Raw genomic sequence first — 17,404 nt, 5'->3', positions numbered from 1 at the left:
GACCGAGCGCCGCAGCGTCAGAGGATGTTGGCGTAGTCCGCCTCGATGCGGTCCAGGCTCAGGTGGTTGAGGAAGTTGGAGAAGCACATCCACGCGGACAGCGCGTTGAGGTCGCGGAACTGCGGCGGCAGGTACTTCGGCGGTACCACCAGGCCCTCGTCCACCAACTGGCGCAGGGTGCGCATGTCTTCCAGGGTGGTCTTGCCGCAGAACAGCAGCGGGATCTGCTCCAGCTTGCCCTTGCGTACGGCGAGCTGGATGTAGTTGTAGATCATGATGAAGCCCTTCAGGTAGGACAGGTCCTTGGTGAAGGGCAGCCCGTCCGGCGACGAGCCCCGGAACACGCGGCTGGCACTGCCGTAGCTCTCGCCCATGCCATAACCCTGCTCGCGGTAGAACTGGTAGACCTCGAGGAAGTCCGCGCCCTCCTCCGCCATGTGGATGGCGCGGGTACGGTTGGTGAGCTTGCGCAGGCGCGTGGGATAAGAGGCGAAGGCGATCACCTCCATGAGGATCGCCAGGCCTTCCTGGGTCACGGTGGAGGACGGCGGCCCCTTGGCGAGGAAGGTGCATACCGGCTGGTTCTGGCCATTGAGGGTGGTGCCGACGTGCACCAACCCTTCGTGGACTTCCAGCGCGCGCACATCCCGCTCATTGAACAGCGCGTCGCTGCGGATCTTGATGTAGTCGGCGCCGGCCGCTGCGTCGGCGACGATGCCGTCGGACTCCAGCACGCGAATGGTCTCGTCGCCGAACACTGCCGAGAGGCGGCTCTGCAGCAGGCCGACGGCGTCCTTGGCGGTGAGGGTCTTGGGCTCGTCCTTCAGGTCGCCACGGTCGTCGATCTTGTTCAGGTAGTCCGAAAGCATCAGCCCCAGGTCGGACAGGGTCGGGTCACCGGCGTGGAAGGCGTCGGAAGCGGCACCGTAAAGCTCCTGGGAGATCAGGCCGAAGTCCGGCGTGCCGCGTGCTTCGAGCATGCGGATGACCATCCGGTACTCCTTGCACATGCGCCGCATGATCTGCCCCACCGGGTTGAACTGGCCGAGATGGCGGGTGATGTCGCGCTCGATGTTCTGGAATTCGAGCTTCTTGGCCACCGGTTCGAAGGCCAGCGGCCGGCTCTCGTAGTAGGCACGGTCCACCTCGGGCATGGCCTTGCCCTTGTGCTTGAGGAAGCCCTGGCGAACGCTGTCGTCCCACTTGATGGCATCCAGCACACGGATCGGCGTCTGCGCCAGGACGATACGGTCGGACAGGCTGCGGACGGTGTTCTGGTAGTCGTCGGGGACCTTGCGCCGGCTCATGGTCATTCCGCCCCGGCCCGCTGGTAGCGCGCCGCCTCGATGAACACGTCGGAGTTGGCCGGGTCGTCCAGCCAGGCCTGCAGGGTGGCCCAAGGCACGTCCAGCAGTACGCCGTCTCCCTCGGGCATCTCCACCGCCGCCCCCTTGAAGGTGCCGCGCTCCACTTCCTGGCGCAGGCGCTCCACGTCGAGGTTGTAGACCACCAGCTCGTTGTCGGCGGTCAGCTCGAAGCCGGCCACGGCGAAGTTGGCACCCCACTGCTTCGGCAACCCGGCGGAGAGGTACCAGCGGCGGCCGTGGTGGGCGACGGTGAAGCCGTACTCGTGCAGGCTGTCGAGGTTGTCCTTGCCGCCCTCGTAGGTGCGGGCACGGTAGAGGTTGGAGCCGGAGCGACTGATCTCCAGGTAGGCGCGCTCGCCCCATTCGTCCTTGCGCGTCCAATCCCCCAGCAGCGGCATGGGGGCCGGCTCGTGGGCGGGGATCGGCTCCCGGAGGGTGACCAGGCAGCCTCCCAGCAGCAGGAAGGACAGTGCGACCAGCACGCGCCAGGGGTTCATCGTGTTCTCCTTGTTCATTAAAAACCCCGCGAGGCGGATGCCTGGAGCGGGGTTCGGCGCCATCGCGCTAGAGGTCCATCACCAGATGGAGGTAGCGCCTCAGCACGGCTCGCATTTCATTGATGTCGAGCTTATCCACACCGCCGACAAGGCCCTGATATTCCATCTGCAGAATGATGGCCGTCAACACCTTGGCGTCTTCGACGGGTTCCTCGGTGCCCAGGGCCTGGAAGAAATGCTCAGCCCCCTGGGAAAGGATGCCGCGATGGGCCTCGGCGAGCACACGCAACCCTTCATTGATCAGCGCCTCCTGGCGAAACGCCTGCTCGGCGAGCAGTTGGGTGCGGTTCTCCAGCAACTGGCGGCGCACGTAGTCGATGGCCAGCTCGACAATGCGCTCGGTCACCTCCCGGCGAGGCTCACCGCCCTGCTCCACGGCGGCGGCCATGTCCTGCAGGTCCCCTTCGACGCTGCTCCAGAACGCAGCCATGGCCTCGGCACTGCGCTCGACGAACTGGGCGAAGGTGTCGGTGATGAGGTCGTTGATGTCCTTGAAGTAATAGGTGGTGGCCGACAGCGGCACATCCGCCTCGGCGGCCACGGCCCGGTGGCGCACGGCCCGCACGCCGTCACGAACGATGATGCGCATGGCGGCATCGAGAATGGCCTGGCGGCGCTGCTCGCTGCCGTGGCGACTGGCCTTGCGGCCCTGGTACTGGACACTTTCGGCGAGGGCGCTGGCCGCCTGGGCGGCACTGTCACGACGGGACGGCTGGGGCAAGATGCGGGAACCTTCGGCTGCGTACGTGGATGTCAGACAGTTTCGACCAATCAGCGGTCGATTCAACTGCCACAAGGTAAGAACTTGCGTACTCGACGTGATGAGACCCGGCCAGGGCACACCGCCCGTCGTGCCGTGTGGAGCAGCGCGCAATCCAGAGCCATACACGGGAAAGTGGGCAGGCTTGGAAAAGCTCCAGAAGGCATAGCGCTTCCATCCTCTGTTATGGACGGGGCCGCGCGCGACGCTGTCGCGGCGCTTGGAAAAGCGAATCTGGTGCGCACCTTGAAGCTGTTCCTGAGACGGATGTTGGCGCGGGGACAAAGGCCCCTTCAGGAGGCCGAGCGCAGTCGTCGCCAGCAGCGCTCGTCAATCAGCTTGCCTCCCGTTGATCCCATTCAGAACGCAGCCACAAAAAAGCCGCCCGAAGGCGGCTTTCTCATCCCACTCAGGCCTGGGGCCGCATGTGGGGGAACAGGATCACGTCGCGGATCGACGGGGAGTTGGTCAGCAGCATCACCAGGCGGTCGATGCCGATGCCTTCGCCGGCGGTGGGCGGCATGCCGTATTCCAGCGCGTTGACGAAGTCGGCGTCGTAGTGCATCGCCTCGTCGTCACCGGCGTCCTTCTCCTTCACCTGCAGCATGAAGCGCTCGGCCTGGTCTTCAGCGTCGTTCAGCTCGGAGTAGGCGTTGGCGATCTCGCGGCCACCGATGAACAGCTCGAAGCGGTCGGTGACGCTCGGGTCCTGGTCGTTGCGGCGGGCCAGCGGGGAGACCTCGAAGGGGTACTGGGTGATGAAGTGCGGCTGCTCCAGCTTGCTCTCCACCAGCTCCTCGAAAATCATCACCTGCAGCTTGCCCAGGCCTTCGTGGCCGAGGACCTTGGCGCCGGCCTTCTTGGCGATGGCGCGGGCCTTCTCGACGTCGTTGAGGTCGGCGGCGGTGATGTCCGGGTTGTACTTGAGGATCGCGTCGAACACCGACAGGCGGGCGAAGGGCTCGCCGAAGTGGAAGACCTTGTCGCCGTAGGGCACGTCGGTGCTGCCGAGCACGGCCTGGGCCAGCTCGCGGAACAGCTCCTCGGTCAGGTCCATGTTGTCTTCGTAGTCGGCGTAGGCCTGGTAGAACTCGAGCATGGTGAACTCGGGGTTGTGCCGGGTCGAGACGCCTTCGTTACGGAAGTTGCGGTTGATCTCGAAGACCTTCTCGAAGCCACCGACCACCAGGCGCTTGAGGTACAGCTCCGGGGCGATGCGCAGGAACATCGGCATGTCCAGGGCATTGTGGTGCGTTTCGAAAGGCTTGGCTGCCGCGCCGCCGGGGATGGTCTGCAGCATCGGGGTTTCCACTTCGAGGAAACCACGGTCGCTGAGGAAGCGGCGAATGTGGGCGATGACCTGGGAGCGCACGCGGAAGGTGTGGCGGGTTTCCTCGTTGACGATCAGGTCGACGTAGCGCTGGCGGTAGCGCTGCTCAGTGTCGGTCAGACCGTGGTGCTTGTCCGGCAGCGGGCGCAGGGACTTGGTCAGCAGGCGCACGCTGGTCATGTCGACGTACAGGTCGCCCTTGCCGGAACGGGCCAGGGTGCCTTCGGCGCCGATGATGTCGCCCAGGTCCCAGGTCTTGATCTCGGCCAGGGTCTCTTCCGGCAGGGTCTTGCGGTTCACGTAGACCTGCAGGCGAGCGCTGCTGTCCTGCAGGACGATGAAGGAGCCGCGGTTGAGCATGATGCGACCGGCGACCTTGACCGGGATGGCTGCAGCTTCCAGCTCTTCCTTGGTCTTGTCCGCGTACTGTTTCTGCAGGTCCGCGAAGTAGGCGTCGCGGCGGAAGTCGTTCGGGAAGGCGATGGCCTTGGCTTCGCGCACGGCAGCAAGCTTTTCCTTGCGCTGGGCGATCAGCTTGTTCTCTTCCTGTTGCAGTTCGTGCTGGTCGGGTTGTTGGTCGCTCATGGTCTTCGGTGGTTCCTGATTAGGCGCTCTTGCCTGTGGAAACGGATTGCATAACAGCGGCAGCAAAGCCTGGCGGGCGCAGGCCAGCCGCTGCTTGAGGCGGGCTGGCCGGGCGCGGCGGCGTTACAGCCCTTGCTTGAGGCTGGCCTCGAGGTACTCGTTCAGATCCCCATCCAGCACCTTGTCGCAGTCGCTGCGCTCGACGCCGGTGCGCAGGTCCTTGATCCGCGACTGGTCGAGGACATAGGAGCGGATCTGGTGCCCCCAGCCGATGTCGGACTTGGTGTCCTCCAGGGCCTGGGAGGCGGCGTTGCGCTTCTGCATCTCCAGCTCGTACAACTTGGCCCGCAGCATCTTCATGGCGGTGTCCTTGTTGGCGTGCTGGGAGCGTTCGTTCTGGCACGCCACCACGGTGTTGGTGGGCACGTGGGTGATCCGCACCGCGGAGTCGGTGGTGTTCACGTGCTGGCCACCGGCACCGGAGGAGCGGTAGGTGTCGATGCGCAGGTCGGACGGGTTGATCTCGATCTCGATGTTGTCGTCGATCTCCGGGGAGGCGAACACCGCGGTGAACGAGGTGTGACGACGGTTGCCGGAGTCGAACGGGCTCTTGCGCACCAGGCGGTGCACGCCGATCTCGGTGCGCAGCCAACCGAAGGCGTATTCGCCCTTGATGTGCACGGTGGCGCCCTTGATACCGGCGACTTCGCCTTCGGAGAGTTCGACGATCTCGGCAGTGAAGCCGTTCTTGTCGGCCCAGCGCAGGTACATGCGCAACAGCATGTTGGCCCAGTCCTGGGCCTCGGTGCCGCCGGAACCGGCCTGGATGTCCAGGTAGGCGTTGTTGGCGTCCATCTCGCCGCTGAACATGCGGCGGAACTCCAGCTTCTCGAGGATCTCGCGCAGGCGCTCGACTTCGGTGGCGACGTCGTTCACGGCGCCTTCGTCGTTCTCCTCGACCGCCATGTCCAGCAGGTCGCTGGAGTCGGCCAGGCCGCTGGTGAGTTCGTCGAGGGTCTCGACCACCTGCGCCAGCATGGAGCGTTCGCGGCCCAGGTTCTGGGCGTATTCGGGGTTGTTCCAGACGTTGGGGTCTTCGAGTTCGCGGTTTACTTCGACGAGACGATCATGCTTCTGATCGTAGTCAAAGATACCCCCGAATGGCCTGGGTACGTTCGGAGAGGTCCTTGATGCTGTTCAGGATCGGGTTGATTTCCATGGCGGGAAGCTCTCACTGGCAAAACTTTCGGAAAAGCCGGCGAGTATACCCGAGTCGTTTCGCCTCGGGCAGCCTGCGCCGACCACCGTTTACCGGCCCGCCGCCTCGGCCACGGTGACCGCCCGCCAGGGCCCCGGGGAGGTGCCGGCCAGGGCCGACCAGTACCAGGCGGAGGTGTCGCTGAAGCTCCGTCCGGCGGCGTCCTCGATGTATTCGCACACCCGCAGCCGACCGGAGGCGGCGCTGGCCAGGAAGCAGCGCTGCAGGCCCTCGCCACTGGCCCGGCGGTGCAGGGCGATGGCGCTGATGCGAAAGCCCAGGGCGCGGTAGCAATCCGCCGCCGGGTGCAGCTTGCGGGTCGGCACCTGCACCTGGCGCAGCACCAGGGTGCGCGGGCCGGCGGCGAAGCGCGCCAGGCGGCCGGGGAAGTCCTCGGCGAAGCGCCGCTCCACCGCCGTAAGCGCCAGCGGGCGCAATGCCTGCCCCTCGAAGGTGCTCGGCCACTCGACGAAAGCGGCCGGGCGCGCGCCCTCCCCGCCCGCGCCCGGCACCAGGCTGTACGCCGCCAGGCCGACGAAGAGCGCGCCCCAGGGCCACGGACGAGCTGCGCCGGGCAGGCCGTCCGTCCGGTTCACCGGCTGGGCCGGCAAGCCCGCCACCAGGCGCAGCACCAGCCCGCAGAGCACGGCGAACACCGCCAGCCCGATGCCCTCGTGGAGCCAGGCCGGCCCCTGCCAGTGCCCGGCCTCCTGCAGCACCAGCAGCGTATTGCGCAGCGCATTGGCCCCGAGGATCAGCAGGCTGAGCCAGGGCAGCCGGCGCAGCAGCCGGGCATCCGCCACCCGCAGCCAGGCGGCAGCGGTGAAGGCCACGAAGTAGGCGGCCCAGGCCATCTGCACGCCGGAACAGGGCGCGTCGACCATCACCAGTTGGCCGCCCACCTCCAGCGCACTGCCCTGGCGCGTGACGGCGAAGCCCAGCCCGCGCAAGGCCCAGAGGCTGGCCTCGGCGGTGATCACCCGCAGCGGGTAGCCGATGAAGAACTGCAGCGACGCCAGGATCGGCAGCGCCAGTACCCCCAGCCCCAGCCAGGCCAGCAGCGGCTGGCCGGGCCGACGCAGGGCGAAGGCCATCACCAGCACCGCCAGCACGGCCAGCAACCCGCGCCCCAGGGCCGGCACGCCCGGCACCAGCAGCGCGGCTGCCGTCAGCCCCAGGGAAGCGAGCAGACCGGGCAGGCGCGGCGCCGCCAGCAGCGCGTGGCGGTCACGCCACAGGCAAGCCAGCAGCACCACCAGCGCCACCGCGCCCCAGGGGTCGTCCGAGCCATCGCCCATGCGGGCGACGGCCCAGCGCCACACCGGCCACAGCGCCAGGGTCGGCAGGGCCAGCCAGGCCCAGGCGGGCAGCGCGCGGGTCACGCCTGGCCCCGCTGACGGCGCAATGCCCATCCCAGGCCCAGCAGGCCCACCAGCAGCAGGGCCCAGGTCGCCGGCTCCGGCGTGCCCGGCACCATCGGCCCGCTGACGCTGCCGCCCACGGCCTGGGCGCTGACGCCCTGGGGCAGGGGCAGCGGCTGGTCGACTTCCGCCGCATCCTGCGGCGCCGGGTTGCGCACCTGCTCATCCACCGCGACGAAGGAGGTGTAGGGCGTCAGCAGGCTGTACTTGAGGCCAAGGTCGAGGATCTGCTGGCTGTAGTTGTAGGCGTAGCCGCCTTCGATGGCCTCCTGGTCCAGCAGCGAGGCGATGCGCTGGCGGGCCCAGAGGTGCGCCAGGGCGCCGCCCTCCACGGCCTGCTCGGCCAGCAGCGGTGCCTCGGCATGCCAGGTGCCCCGGCTGGTCAGACCCTGTGCGCGGAGGAAGCCCCGGCGCTCGCCGCGCCACTTGCCGAACACCACCAGCGGCCGCTCGGCGAACAGGTCCGGCAGCTCCAGGGGCTCCACGTCATAGGTGTCCAGCCCGTCGAAGGTCAGCTTCGGGCGTACCAGCACCGGCGACTCGATCATCCGCTGCAGGCGCTCGGCCTGGGCATCGGCCTGCGCGGCGTCCAGCACCACGAAGGGTTCGCCCTGGCCAGCGCGGGCCAGGCCCTCGATCAGCTCGCGGTTCACCGAGCTGCCGATGCCGAAAGCGAACAGGTTGGCCTTGCCCAGGTTGCCGCGCACCAGCGCATAGGCCTCGCTTTCCACGTCCACGAAGCCATCGGTGACGACGATGAAGGAGCGCGAGCGCCCCGCCTCCGCCGGCATCGCCAGGGCGTTCTGCAGGGCCGGCAGCAACTCGGTGCCGCCACTGCCCATCTGGGTGTCCAGCAGCCCCAGGGCCTGCTGGATGTGCTCGGCATCGGCGGGGATCGACTGCGGCGCCAGCAGGCTGGCACTGCCGGAGAACAGCAACACGTTGAAGCGGTCCTGCGGGCGCAGGCCGCCGATCAGCCGGCGCAGCAGGTGCTTGGCGGTGTCCAGGGGGAAGCCGTGCATGGAGCCGGAGATGTCCACCACGAACACGTATTCACGGGGCACCACCGCCTCGCTGGGCACGCGCCGGGGCGGCGCCACCATGGCCAGGAAGAAGTTCTCCTCGGCCCCCTCGCTGAGCAGCACCCCGCTCTGGAAGCCTTCGCCACCCAGGCGGTAGTCCAGCACGAAGTCACGGTTGGCCGCCGTGCCACCGGCCGGGTCCAGACTCACCCGCACATGCCGGGCGCTCTGCCCCTGGCGCAGGATGCGGTGGCTGGGCGAGGCCAGCTCGGCGATGTCCGCCGGGGCCTGCAGGTCCACGTCCAGGCTGAACCCGGCGGTTCCAGGCTCACCTTCCGGCAGGTGTGCGGTGGCCGTCCAGGGTTCGACGGCGCCCCCCGGCCGACCGGTGTAGCGCGGGCCGACCACGGTGGGGAAGACAAAGGAATAGACCCCATCGCGGGGGACCAGCAGCTCGGTGTAGCGCAGCTCCACGTCCACCACATCGCCGGGGAGGATGTTGGCGACATTCATCTCGAACACGTTGCTGCGCTGCTGCTCCAGCAGGGCCGCGGTCTGCCCGGCCACCTTGGCCGCCTCGTAGTCCTCGCGGGCCTTGCCCTTCTCTTCGATGCGCGCCTCGATCACCCGCTGGCCGATGCGCACGGTCATGCCGTGCACCGCCGCCCGGGTCGAACCGGGAAACACGTAGCGCGCCTCCAGCGCCCGGTTGCCTTCGTTGCGGTAGTGCTGGGTGACGCTGACGTCGGCAATCACCCCCAGCACCCGCGCCTTCACCTCGGTGGCCTTGAGCGGCAGGCCGTCCACGCCGGGCTCGGCGTTCTCCACCACGAAATAGGGCCCTTCCGGGACGGGCTGCGCCGCGTCGGCCAGGAGGGTCATCGGCACCAGCAACAACAACAGGCTCCACCAGCGGCGGCGCGGGAGGGGGACAGGGCGGGACATGGGGCGTGGCTCCTTGCGTGTATCGGACGCCCAGCCTCGCCCGCGCCTGTGAAGGCTTCGTGCAGGGTGTGTGGGGTTTCTGTGGTTTTATGCCGCCGGCCCCAGGCGGAGCGGACTATCCTTTAACGGCCGGCTCGCTTGCAGTCTTCGCCCGGAGATCCTCCCCCATGCGTCGCCCCCACAGCCTGCGTAGTCGCATCGCCCTGTCCGTCGCCCTGCTGGTGTGTGCCCTGAGCTGGCTGCTCGGCACGCTGATCGGCCAGCGCTCGGTCGAGCGCATGGGCGAGGAATTCGGCCAGGGCCTGGCGGAGCTGTCGTTCCAGATGGTCGACCGCCTGGACCGCGACATGGACAACCGCGCCCGTCTGCTGCAGGTCATCAGCGAACTGAAGGCGTTGCGCCAGCCCAAGGACATCCACCAGGTCCGCGCCCTGCTGGACAGCCTGCAGCACGAGCTGCCGGAGATCGCCTGGATCGGCTTCACCGACCCCGCCGGCCGGGTGATGGCCTCCAGCAACGGCGTGCTGGAAGGCGCCAACATCGCCCAGCGGCCGGTCTACCAGCGCGGCATCCAGGGCCGCTTCATCGGTGACGTGCATGAGGCCGTGCTGCTGGCCAAGCTGCTGCCCAACCCCACCGGGGAGGCCATGAAGTTCGTCGACATCGCCCTGCCGGTGAAGGGGCCGGACGGGCGCACCGTCGGCGTGCTCGCCTCACACCTGTCCTGGTCCTGGGCCGACGAGGTGCGCCGCGCGCTGATCGAACCCATGCAGGCGCACCGCCGGGTAGAGTTCTTCATCCTCAGCAGCGACCACAGCGTGCTGCTGGGCCCGGCGAGCAGCATCGGCCAGAAGCTGGAGCTGCCGGCCCTGGCCAGCATCGACGCGCGCAAGAGCTTCTGGAGCGTGCAGCGCTGGCCGGACGGCCGCCGCTACCTCACCGGCTTCGCCCCCAGCCACGGTTACCGCGACTACCCCGGCCTCGGCTGGATCGTGGTCACCCGCCAGGCCGAAGAGGAAGCCTTCGCCCCCGCCCACGCGCTGCAACGGGAGATCTACCTCTGGGGCGGCGCGCTGGCGATCTTCTTCGCCGCTCTCGGCTGGCTGCTGGCAGCCCGGGTGACGCGCCCGCTGCAGCACATCGCCGACGCAGCGGACCGTCTCAGCGCCGGGGAAATCGCCGTCATCCCCTCCGGCACCGGCACCCGGGAAATCCGCACACTGAGCAAATCCATCGCCCACCTGGTGGAGAGCCTCACCCAGCAGCAGCTCACCCTCGGCCTGCTGGAGAACAAGGCCCACCACGACCCCCTCACCGGCCTGCCGAACCGCGCCGCGCTGGAGAAGCACCTGCCCCGGTTGCAGCAACGCTGCCACGTAGCGGGCGGCGCACTGGGGCTGCTCTACCTGGACCTGGATGGGTTCAAACCGATCAACGACACCCACGGCCACGCCGTCGGCGACCTGGTGCTGCGCGAGGCCGCCCAGCGGATGCGCGGCTGCCTGAGGGACGGAGACCTGGTGGCGCGCCTGGGCGGGGATGAGTTCCTGATGGTGCTGCAGCTGCAGCAGGACGACGGCCTGAGCCACATCAGCCGGGTCGCCCAGCGAGCGCTGCAGGTGCTGGGTGAGCCGATGCTGCTGGAAGGGCGCACCCTGGGCATCGGCTGCAGCATCGGCGGGGCCCTGTGGCCCCGTGACGGGGAACGCCTGGAAGAGGTGATGGAACGCGCCGACCAGGCGCTCTACCGGGCCAAGCGGGAAGGCCGCAACCGGGCCTTCCTGCATGACGAAGACGAAGCGGTGCACATCGCCGCAGGCCCCGCCGTCAACTGACCTGGGCGTCCCGCACCTGGGCTTCCAGCTCCGCCTTGAGCCCCGGCTCCAGGCGCATCTGCCGCGCCAGTTCGTCCAGGTAGGCGCGCTCCATGAAGTGCTCCTCGTCCACCATCAGCACGCTGGCCAGGTACATCTCGGCCGCCATCTCCGGGGTGGTGGCCGCGCGGGCCACTTCGGCCGGGTCCAGCGGCTTGTTCAGTTCCGTTTCCAGCCAGCCACGCAGGCTGGGGTCGTCGGTCAGGCGGGCCAGTTCGCTCTCGATCAGTTGGCGCTCGCGGGCGTCCACATGGCCGTCGGCCTTGGCCGCCGCCACCAGGGCCTTGAGGATGGCCTGGCTGTGCTGCTCGGCCTGGGGCGCCGGCAGGCGGTCGAGGGTGCGGGGCTCGCCCTGGGGCGCGGTGGGCTGGTTGGCCTGCCAGTTGCTGTAGGCCTTGTAGGCCAGCACACCCAGGGCGGCGAGCCCGCCGTAGGTCAGCGCCTTGCCGCCGAGCTTGCGCGCGCTCTTGTTGCCCAGCAGCAGGCCCAGCGCACCGGCAGCCAGGGCACCACCGCCCGCGCCACCGAGCAGGCTGCCGAGCTGGCCGCCGCCGATGCCGGACGGTTTGCCGCCGGCCTTCTTCTGCAGCAGGTCCTGGCCGGACTTGAGCAATTGATCGAGCAATCCACGGGTGTTCATGGGGGCCTCCAGGTCGCAATGGACGATGGGGCGCACTCTACCGCCAGTCTTCCGCATGCCGCGCTGGGGGATTGCTTCGAGATATTGCGTCCCGAAACCGCCATCACCGGTCCCGTGCCGCGTAGCCCTGCCGACGCCTACCGGCTAGGCTGTAGGCCGTTTCGTCAGGAGGCCGTCATGGAAGGGTTGTCGCTGGGCGGGTGGGGATGGGTGCTGCTGGCCGTGGGCCTGCACCTGGGTGTGCGGCTGTACATTCGCTACGGCCTGAAGGAAGACCGTAGCGAAGAGGACTGGCGCGCCTGACTCAGTTGGGCGAGGCGACCATCTGCTGGCGACGGGCCGCGTCCTTCTGCTGGCGATAGGCCTTGGCCGCCTCGGGGATGGGGCCGCCCTTGCCGGTCTCGACCCAGCGGCGCATGCGCGTGGCGTCAGCGAAGTGGGTGTACTTGCCGAAGGCGTCCAGCAGCACCATGGCGACCCGCTGGTTGCCCATGCGGGTGCGCATCACCAGGCAGTGGCCGGCCTCGTCGGTGAAGCCGGTCTTGGTCAGCTCGATGTCCCAGTCGCTCTTGCGGGTCAGGTGGTTGGTGTTGCTGAAGCCCAGGCTGTAGCGCGGCTTGACGAAGGTGATGGTCTTTTCCTTGGTGGTGCTCATCTGGCTCAGCAGCGGGTACTTGCGGCTTTCCAGCAGCAACTGGACCAGGTCGCGGGCGGTGGAGACGTTGTTCAGCGACAGGCCGGTGGGCTCCACGTAGCGGGTGTGCTTCATGCCCAGGGCACGGGCCTTGGCGTTCATCGCCGCGATGAAGGCGCCGTAGCCGCCCGGGTAGTGGTGGGCAAGGCTCGCCGCCGCGCGGTTCTCGGAGGACATCAGCGCCATCAGCAGCACGTCGCGACGGCTCACCAGGCTGCCCACGCGCACCCGCGAATAGACGCCCTTCATTTCCTTGGTCTGGCTGATGTCGATGCTGATGACCTCGTCCAGCGGCTGCTTGGCTTCGAGCACCACCAGGGCGGTCATCAGCTTGGTCACCGAGGCGATGGGCACCACCAGGTCGGGGTTGTTGGCGTAGATCAGCTTGCCGGTGGCGAGGTCCACCAGCATGGCGCTGCCGGAGGCGAGCTGCAGTTGGGCGGGGTCACGGACCGGGGCGGCCGCCTGGGCTTCGAGGGGGGCGGCGACGGCCAGGCTGGTGCAGAAGAACAGAGCCTTGAGCAGAGCGGTTCGGATTTTCACGGGAGGCTACCGGATGAAGAGTGGGATGAAGATCGCCTGTGCGAACTGACGCACATTATAGATCCCTGAAGGTCAATTCCTTCAGCCACTTTCATCGCTTTCTGAAAGAAAACTCTCAGCTCGCAAGCGCCTCCGTCAGCGCTGCTGGTACTGGTAACTCCCCTGCCCCGGCGTCCGCTCGATGATCACCCCGTTGGGGTACTCCGTGCTCTGGCGAATCCCGCCCTGCTGCTGGATCACCTGGCTGCCGCTCCCGGTGCTGTAGCGCGTGGTGCCCTGGGGCACGGGCTGCCCGCCGTAGACGTTGTAGCGCTCGCTGCGCTCGTAGGTGTCCACACTGCCGCTGGCGCCGGGGCTGACGTAGGTCTTGGGGATGACGCGGATGGTCTGCTGCCCGCTCGGTTCGGCGGCCAGCGCGGGGATCGCACCGCTCGCCACCAGGGCCAGCAGCGCACAACGGAAGAGATTCATGGCCGTACCTCGCTGAGGGATGGATGCCGATGATACGTCCGTTGGGCAACCGCTCCAGGGCTTGGGTTCGGGGCTGTGGCGGGTTTCGGATCAGTGGCGGGTAACGGGCGGTGGCCGGAGCGTTACCACGCCGGTCAGCGCTTCAACTCCGGTCGTCGGTAGGCCATGCCCACCGAACGCGGCGCGGTCTGCACGAAGCCGAACTGCGCGTAGAGGTCCTGCGCCTGGCCATCGGCGATGAGGCTGACGTAGCCGCTCTCCGGCACATGGGTTTCGATGTACTTCAGGATCTCGCCCATGATGCGTTTACCCAACCCCTTGCCCTGGTGCGCCTTGAGCACGGCAATGTCGACGACCTGGAAAAAGCACCCGCCATCACCGATCACCCGCCCCATTCCCACGGGTTGCGACTGATGAAGGATCTGCACCGCGAAGAGCGTATTGGGCAGCCCGCGCACCGCTGCTTCATCGGTCTTGCCGCTGAGGCCAGAGCCCGTGCGCAGCGCTTGGTAGACCGGGACGGAAGGGGTTTCGAGCAGGCAGGAATAGTCAGTCAATGGCGTCACCGTGGTTGGGAGTGAAGGGGTAGAAGCATGGGCTAGTAAGCCAGATGTTCGCTGGGTATGGACAGAAGCTGTTTGTCGATGGGAAGGCAGTCCTTCTGCTTCGGCAGGATCGCCAGTACAAGGAAACCCAGATCCAACTTGCGGGACTACTTGGGGGTATGAGTGGCAGGTCACAGCGTCTCCATGCAGAGACGCTGACATAGGTTGGATCGTATTCCCTGCTCGGACGTTATAGCCGCACGCATGGCGGCGTAGTCGGATACATCCGCCAGAAAACCCTCGGCGGATGCGCGGGTCATTTGCCGCTCATCGCTGAATGCGAACTCCATGGGACTGCCCTGTGGTGATTACTGGGCTGGGCGGCAGTCTTGCGGATTGTGCGGAGCAGGAAATTGTCCGGATAGAGGAAGGGGAAGTGCCGGGCATGGGGTGAGTGGACGGTAAGAATTGACTCAGCTGGCGCTCAGCAAGGCGCGCGCAATCCGCCGTAAGCCAATACCTTGCCTTTGGTAAGACTTGAGGAATAGCATCGGGCCATCACTCGCAAGGATGCTCACAGTGCCCGGCCTACTCCGCCTTCATCTCCTTATCGCCCCGGTGCTCGTCGCGCTTTCACAGCCCGCACGTCGGCAATACAACGAGCTCCGGCAGCAAGGGTGGCATCGCTCCCTGCGTCAGTGTCCTGTATATCTGCAATGACGTTTCGATCAGTGAATCGAAACGTAGTTATTTGCCCTATACAAATAACGCCCCAATCAAAATAAAAACTCCAACCAAAAACCCAATTAGCCCACCCGTAAATACTATAAAAAAATCAATCGCCTAGTTATTTTCACCAATTTATTTCGTAAAATTCAAAAGCAAACCACCAGTCCAATCGCAGCGTACAAAATCACACACTAGAACAACCAACACAAACCCCACCACAAACATTGGGAGAATCAAAATGTCTTTAGGGAAAATAGACTTCGGAAAAGCAACTGGGGAATTAGAAGGAATTGATTCACCACTACTGATACGAGACGGCTTTTTAGATGAAGGTGGAATCTTAGAAAGCATTATAGATGGAGGGAAAAGTTTAGTACTAGGTTTCAAAGGCAGCGGAAAATCAACAATCGGAGAAAAAATCAGATTAGGCTGCTATCCAGCTGTAGAAGACTCCAATGTTTGTGCCGTAGTTAACCATCTAGCAGACTTTCCATTCAAAAGTTTTTCAAAAATATACCCAGGCAGCGCAGAGCCTGAGGCAAAATACCCTACTAGCTGGCAGTATCTACTACTAACCACGCTTTTAACTTCTTTTCTGGCCGACCCCAGAGGGCGAGATACAGAAAATCTAGAATTCAGAGAAAACATAGGAAAGCTCACCGACGCGGGAGTGCTTCCAGCCAAAAGCTTGAAACACATTGCACTAAAAGCTTCAAAATCATCATTTAAAGTAAGCCTCGCAAAACTACTGGAATACACAAGAGAGTCTACCGACAGAACTACCGACCAAGACCTTATGTTCCTTGACGTAGTTGACGTCATTAAGGAAATGATTCCTGAATTTTCCACACAAAGCACGCACCTCCTAGTAATTGATGGTCTGGATGATGTTTTAACAAGTCGAGACGTGCAATTACATGCTCTCTCCGCCCTAGTATTTGAATCAAACAGGTTAAATATTTGGTTCAAGAAAGAAGGGGTTCCAGCAAAAATTATAGTACTCTGCCGAACGGATCTCTTTGAGAGACTACCAATTCCAAACAAGAACAAAATTAAGCAAGACTCCGCTATTCTATTAAACTGGTACCACGACTCACGTGAACCGGAAAAATCCCAATTAGCAAAATTAGCCAACTTACGCGCCGGCCTTGCACTGGAGCGCGAAGTTGATATCTTTCAGGAATTCTTCCATACCAACATTGAAGAGCGCCCTTCAGCACAGTTTCTGCTCGAGCACACAAGGCATACACCAAGAGACTTCATTCAACTCCTAAATAGCTGCAAAGCGTTTGACAATGGAGGAAAGCTAAATCGAGCAGATGTCATAAAAGGAATAAGAAAGTACTCCATAGACTACTTCCTACCCGAGATTGAAGACGAAATCGTAGGCTATGCAGATCATGAATTGTTTGTAAGATTTAAATCTGCAGCAACAAAGCTCAAAGAGAGGGAGTTCAAGTACTCATCCCTCTATGCAAATTTTGAACTAGATTTAAAATATGGAGAGAGCGATCTATATGAATTACTAAAGACGCTATTCAAATGTAGCGCAATTGGAAATAAGTGGCGCGTTGGAGACAGCAACAGATATGAGTTCGTCTATAGAAACCCTCATGCAGACTTTGACAAAGAGAAAACTATTGTTCTGCACAAAGGCTTATGGAAGTCCCTTAACCTAATTTGAAATACCTCTAGCGCTCGTCAACTTGCACTGGCGGGCCTACCCCAATCATCCAGAACAATCAGAGTCACAAAGGCTTAAACACTCTTACTCCACCTCTTGCCCTACTACTTCCTCCTCCCTATCCTCCCCGAGCCACGGTAAATCCCGTGGCCGGGTTTGACAGCCCGATGCAAAGGCGCGATTGCGCCGCAAGGTGCATGCGAAGAACGGCGGACGTTCTTTGCAGGCTCTTGCTCGCATGCAGTTTTCCAACTGCATGGCTCTATGGCAGATCGCGTGGGGAGACCCTCGGGTCTGCCGGCTCCTTTGCCCGGTCTGTCAACCCTGCGCGATCTGCCACCCTTCGAATGACAGCGAATGGTGGCAGCTGATGAACTCAGCAAAGGACTATTCGCCATGAACAAGGCTTTCACCCCCTTCGTTTTCTATCACCACCACCAACGCCTGCGCGCGGTGATGGTCGACAACCAGCCGTGGTTCGTCGCCCATGATTTCGCGCAGTTGATCGGCCTGGCCGATGCCGTGCCCCTGCTCCCGGCCCTGGAGCCGCACGAGCAGCAGACGCTCTGCCTGGGTTACAGCGACGACTTCCACGAAGAGGTGGTGGTGATCAGCGATATCGGTGCCTACCGGGCGCTGTTCCAGTTCAGCCAGCCGAAGCACGGCGAGGTGGGCCGCTGGTTGAACGAGGTGCTGGTGCCAACGCTGCATGACCACCACCGCACGCCGGACGCGGCGCCCTGCCGTGAGGTGTTGAACTACGGCGGGCGTCGGCTGGGGGTGGTGCGCTGGCAAGGGGAGCTGTGGGTGGCCTGGCGGGATTTGCCGTCCTTTATGGCCGGCGAGCCGGAGGTGACGGCATGACCGGTACCCCGGCTGCCGGTCGCTGACCTGGGCTTGGCCCCTCTCGGTGTGGGGAGGGGCCTTTTGGGGCAACGGGGTTGCCCTTGGGCGATTGAAATCGCCCCTACGGGTGTAA

15 protein-coding genes are annotated in these 17,404 nt (G+C 64.5%); 4 read left to right on the top strand and 11 right to left on the bottom strand.

Features of this window, described 5'->3' with window-relative positions:
• Window positions 1-17: 17 nt before the first annotated feature.
• The 7 genes from A7D27_RS20905 to A7D27_RS20875 all read right to left on the bottom strand — a co-directional run bounded on the left by A7D27_RS20905 (window position 18) and on the right by A7D27_RS20875 (window position 9,245).
• Window positions 18-1,307: a flavohemoglobin expression-modulating QEGLA motif protein gene (locus A7D27_RS20905; RefSeq protein WP_069565964.1), complete on the bottom strand. Its 1,290-nt coding sequence runs from the start codon at window positions 1,305-1,307 to the stop codon at window positions 18-20.
• Between the two features lie 2 nt (window positions 1,308-1,309).
• Window positions 1,310-1,864: a hypothetical protein gene (locus tag A7D27_RS20900; protein ID WP_069561333.1), complete on the bottom strand. Its 555-nt coding sequence runs from the start codon at window positions 1,862-1,864 to the stop codon at window positions 1,310-1,312.
• A gap of 67 nt (window positions 1,865-1,931) precedes the next feature.
• On the bottom strand, window positions 1,932-2,681 hold the full coding sequence (locus tag A7D27_RS20895) for a TetR/AcrR family transcriptional regulator (RefSeq protein ID WP_371850561.1): 750 nt from the start codon (window positions 2,679-2,681) through the stop codon (window positions 1,932-1,934).
• A 412-nt stretch (window positions 2,682-3,093) separates the two neighbouring features.
• On the bottom strand, window positions 3,094-4,599 hold the full coding sequence (lysS, locus tag A7D27_RS20890; protein WP_069565963.1) for a lysine--tRNA ligase: 1,506 nt from the start codon (window positions 4,597-4,599) through the stop codon (window positions 3,094-3,096).
• Between the two features lie 123 nt (window positions 4,600-4,722).
• Window positions 4,723-5,818, bottom strand: a protein-coding gene (prfB, locus tag A7D27_RS28050; RefSeq protein WP_139134145.1) for a peptide chain release factor 2 whose coding sequence is annotated in 2 segments (ribosomal slippage) — window positions 4,723-5,745 and window positions 5,747-5,818 — 1,095 coding nt in all. Because the reading frame shifts where the segments join, the coding sequence is not laid out codon by codon here.
• A gap of 89 nt (window positions 5,819-5,907) precedes the next feature.
• Complete coding sequence (xrtQ, locus tag A7D27_RS28535) at window positions 5,908-7,239, bottom strand: exosortase Q (protein WP_069565961.1); 1,332 nt, start codon at window positions 7,237-7,239, stop codon at window positions 5,908-5,910.
• Complete coding sequence (locus A7D27_RS20875; protein WP_069565960.1) at window positions 7,236-9,245, bottom strand: VIT domain-containing protein; 2,010 nt, start codon at window positions 9,243-9,245, stop codon at window positions 7,236-7,238. The genes xrtQ and A7D27_RS20875 overlap by 4 nt, the downstream gene beginning before the upstream one ends.
• 167 nt (window positions 9,246-9,412) lie before the next feature.
• Between A7D27_RS20875 and A7D27_RS20870 the strand changes: the two genes are divergently transcribed.
• Window positions 9,413-11,080 (top strand): diguanylate cyclase domain-containing protein, encoded by a 1,668-nt coding sequence (locus A7D27_RS20870; RefSeq protein WP_069565959.1) that lies wholly within the window; start codon window positions 9,413-9,415, stop codon window positions 11,078-11,080.
• Here A7D27_RS20870 and A7D27_RS20865 read toward each other — a convergent pair.
• Window positions 11,073-11,759 carry a tellurite resistance TerB family protein gene (locus A7D27_RS20865; protein ID WP_069561339.1) on the bottom strand — a complete coding sequence of 229 codons (687 nt, stop codon included), beginning with the start codon at window positions 11,757-11,759 and terminating at the stop codon, window positions 11,073-11,075. The two genes, A7D27_RS20870 and A7D27_RS20865, sit on opposite strands and share 8 nt — an antisense overlap.
• A gap of 177 nt (window positions 11,760-11,936) precedes the next feature.
• Between A7D27_RS20865 and A7D27_RS28810 the strand changes: the two genes are divergently transcribed.
• Window positions 11,937-12,062, top strand: coding sequence for a hypothetical protein (locus tag A7D27_RS28810; RefSeq protein WP_256548389.1), 126 nt, complete (start codon window positions 11,937-11,939; stop codon window positions 12,060-12,062).
• 1 nt (window position 12,063) lies between these two features.
• On the opposite strand, the gene pbpG is transcribed toward A7D27_RS28810, so the two are convergent.
• The 3 genes from pbpG to A7D27_RS28530 all read right to left on the bottom strand — a co-directional run bounded on the left by pbpG (window position 12,064) and on the right by A7D27_RS28530 (window position 14,024).
• Window positions 12,064-12,996 (bottom strand): D-alanyl-D-alanine endopeptidase, encoded by a 933-nt coding sequence (gene pbpG, locus A7D27_RS20860; protein WP_069565958.1) that lies wholly within the window; start codon window positions 12,994-12,996, stop codon window positions 12,064-12,066.
• Window positions 12,997-13,131: 135 nt separating this feature from the next.
• Window positions 13,132-13,467, bottom strand: coding sequence for a hypothetical protein (locus A7D27_RS20855; RefSeq protein WP_069565957.1), 336 nt, complete (start codon window positions 13,465-13,467; stop codon window positions 13,132-13,134).
• A 134-nt stretch (window positions 13,468-13,601) separates the two neighbouring features.
• Window positions 13,602-14,024, bottom strand: a complete 423-nt coding sequence (locus A7D27_RS28530; protein WP_082078335.1) for a GNAT family N-acetyltransferase — start codon at window positions 14,022-14,024, stop codon at window positions 13,602-13,604.
• 955 nt (window positions 14,025-14,979) lie between these two features.
• Here A7D27_RS28530 and A7D27_RS28045 point away from each other — a divergent pair.
• Window positions 14,980-16,425, top strand: coding sequence for a P-loop ATPase, Sll1717 family (locus A7D27_RS28045; protein WP_139134144.1), 1,446 nt, complete (start codon window positions 14,980-14,982; stop codon window positions 16,423-16,425).
• Window positions 16,426-16,821: 396 nt separating this feature from the next.
• Window positions 16,822-17,289 (top strand): BRO family protein, encoded by a 468-nt coding sequence (locus A7D27_RS20845; RefSeq protein WP_069565956.1) that lies wholly within the window; start codon window positions 16,822-16,824, stop codon window positions 17,287-17,289.
• The last annotated feature ends 115 nt before the right edge of the window (window positions 17,290-17,404 follow it).

The sequence above is a fragment of the Pseudomonas sp. 1D4 genome, assembly GCF_001728925.1.
GTDB classification, from domain to species: Bacteria; Pseudomonadota; Gammaproteobacteria; order Pseudomonadales; family Pseudomonadaceae; genus Metapseudomonas; species Metapseudomonas otitidis.
The sequence above is the reverse complement of the archived record's forward strand: the minus strand, read 5'-3'. Positions and strand labels throughout refer to the sequence as shown.